Source organism: Massilia sp. P2_C2, assembly GCF_056404615.1.
Genome location: NZ_JBFUDR010000544.1, coordinates 1 through 2079 on the forward strand (window position 1 = coordinate 1; position 2079 = coordinate 2079).

At 62.9% G+C, this 2079-nt stretch carries 1 protein-coding gene and 1 tRNA gene; both read right to left on the reverse strand.

The window, feature by feature from the left end:
* Positions 1-61: 61 nt before the first annotated feature.
* Positions 62-151, reverse strand: a tRNA-Ser gene (locus AC1DYX_RS30640).
* Between the two features lie 109 nt (positions 152-260).
* Complete coding sequence (locus AC1DYX_RS30645) at positions 261-1592, reverse strand: glycoside hydrolase family 5 protein (RefSeq protein WP_477265922.1); 1332 nt, start codon at positions 1590-1592, stop codon at positions 261-263.
* Between the last annotated feature and the right edge of the window lie 487 nt (positions 1593-2079).

Genomic DNA, 2079 nt, shown 5'->3' on the forward strand with positions numbered 1-2079 from the left:
GCGCGCAGGCGCCCTGCTCTCTCCGCCAAACAAAAAAGGCCCCATCGGGGCCTTGTTTGTTTGGCGGAGAGGGTGGGATTCGAACCCACGGTACGGTCACCCGTACGCCTGATTTCGAGTCAGGTACATTCGACCACTCTGCCACCTCTCCGTGTCGCGGTCGTTTCGCGTGAGGCCGCATTATAGACGGTGGGTAAGCGAACCGCAATACCTGCTTCGATAAACCCAACGATTCGGCACCCGGCGCCGCACGCGCCGCATCACTGCGCAGTCAGGCCCGCCATCAGCRCATCCAGGGTCGCCTGGCCACGCACCTGGTACGTCCGGCGGTCGAAGATGCTGCCCGACTGGTCGTCCGGCGCCCCGATGTCCCAGAAGAACGGCAGCACGCCGTTGGCGACGGCCTTCTTGACGACGTAGGTGTGGTAGTAGTTGCGCGACTGGAGGTGCAATGCCAGGGCGTCGCCCGTCAGGTTCGTGCGTCGCTGGGCGGCGAATTCGCCGAGCAGGACCGGAATGCCCTTGTCGACGAAGGCCGTCTTCAGGCTCGCGAATTGCGCATCGACGTAGTCTTCCTCGCCCCACGTCGGATTGCGGATCGTGTCCGTCGTCGAGTGGTTGGGCGCGCCCCAGTAATAGGCCTGGTTGCCCCAGTTTTCATCCTTGGTCATCAGCGCGAAATTGAACGGGGCGTAGAAGTGGATCTCGGCCATCATCCGGCCAGCCAACTTGTCGGTCGGCAGCGTCGGCATGTATTTCACCATCAGGTCGATGTTGGTCTCGGGGCCCTGCACGACCAGCACGCGGTAGGCGTTCCTGCCGCCCGTGGAGCGCACGGCGTCGACGAAGGTCTGGTGATAGCTCTTCAGGATATCGACTGCCGCCTGCAGCTTCACGGGGTCCGGGGTGTCCTGCTCGTTGCCCGTGGCCGGTTCGTTGGCGCTGGCGAACATCACGTGCTCGTCGAAATCGCGCAAGGTCGTCGCGATCTGTTCCCAGTACGCTTTCTGCTTCGCGTTCACGGCATCCTTCTTGGCGGCCGTGATGTTCTTTTCCAGCCAGCCGCCGTCCCAGTGGATGTTGACGAGGACGTACATATCGTTGTCGACGCAATATTGAACAACCTGCTTGACGCGGGCGAGCCAGGTGGCGCTGATCTTGCCCGTCGTCTGGTCGGCGTACTGGTCCCACGACACGGGCAGGCGGATCGCGTTGAAGCCGGCTTTCTTGACGGTCTGGATGAGCTCGTTCGTGATCAGGGGGTTGCCCCAGTTCGTTTCGCCGCCGATCGCCTCCATCGTGTTGCCGATGTTGAAACCGATGCGGATCGATGCCGCGATCTGCTGCGCGTTGTGCGTCATGCCGGTCGTGTCGGCGGGGGCCGGGCTCGGGTTATAGCTCGGGTAAACGCTTGTGGTTGGTGTCGGCGTTGGTGTGGGCGTCGGGGTTGGCGTGGGCGTCGGGGTTGGCGTTGGCGTCGGCGTGGTTGCGGCCGGGACTGCGGCCGTTGCCGGCGAACCGCCGCCACCGCCGCCGCAGGCCACGAGGAGCACCGCAAGCAACGGCGCGAACAGCAAGGATTTGGTTTTCATGGATCTCCCTTAGTAATTGTTATGAACAAAAACTCAGGGTAGAAAAATCAGATGCCCGGACGGTAGTTCTGACAGGACAATTATTATTAGCGTGCAGAATTTGGTAGCAAATGCACTTAATGTTGGTATGAAGATAGGGTGGTTTGTCGGTGCCGGGTGGTGTTCCGTATCGGCATGGCGACGGGCTGATTGCGGCGTGTGGGCGGGTTGCTGTTCCGTGGATGCGGGCTTTGCAGCGCGCGCCTGCGGCGCGCGGGGCCGCCCTGCGGGCAGCAGTCAGAGATTCGAAGACCGAGCTTCGCCGGTCTTCGAATTGGAAGGGCGTAGCAAAAGCGATGCTGCGGATGATCTGTGTCTGCCCGCTTTGCAGCGCGCGCCCTCGGCGCGCGAAGCCGTCCGCCTTGCGGACGGCAAACGGGCGATTCGGGCGGGCTGGGCTTGCAAGCCCAGCCCTTCGAATCCCACCCCGCAGGGCGCGCAGGCGCCC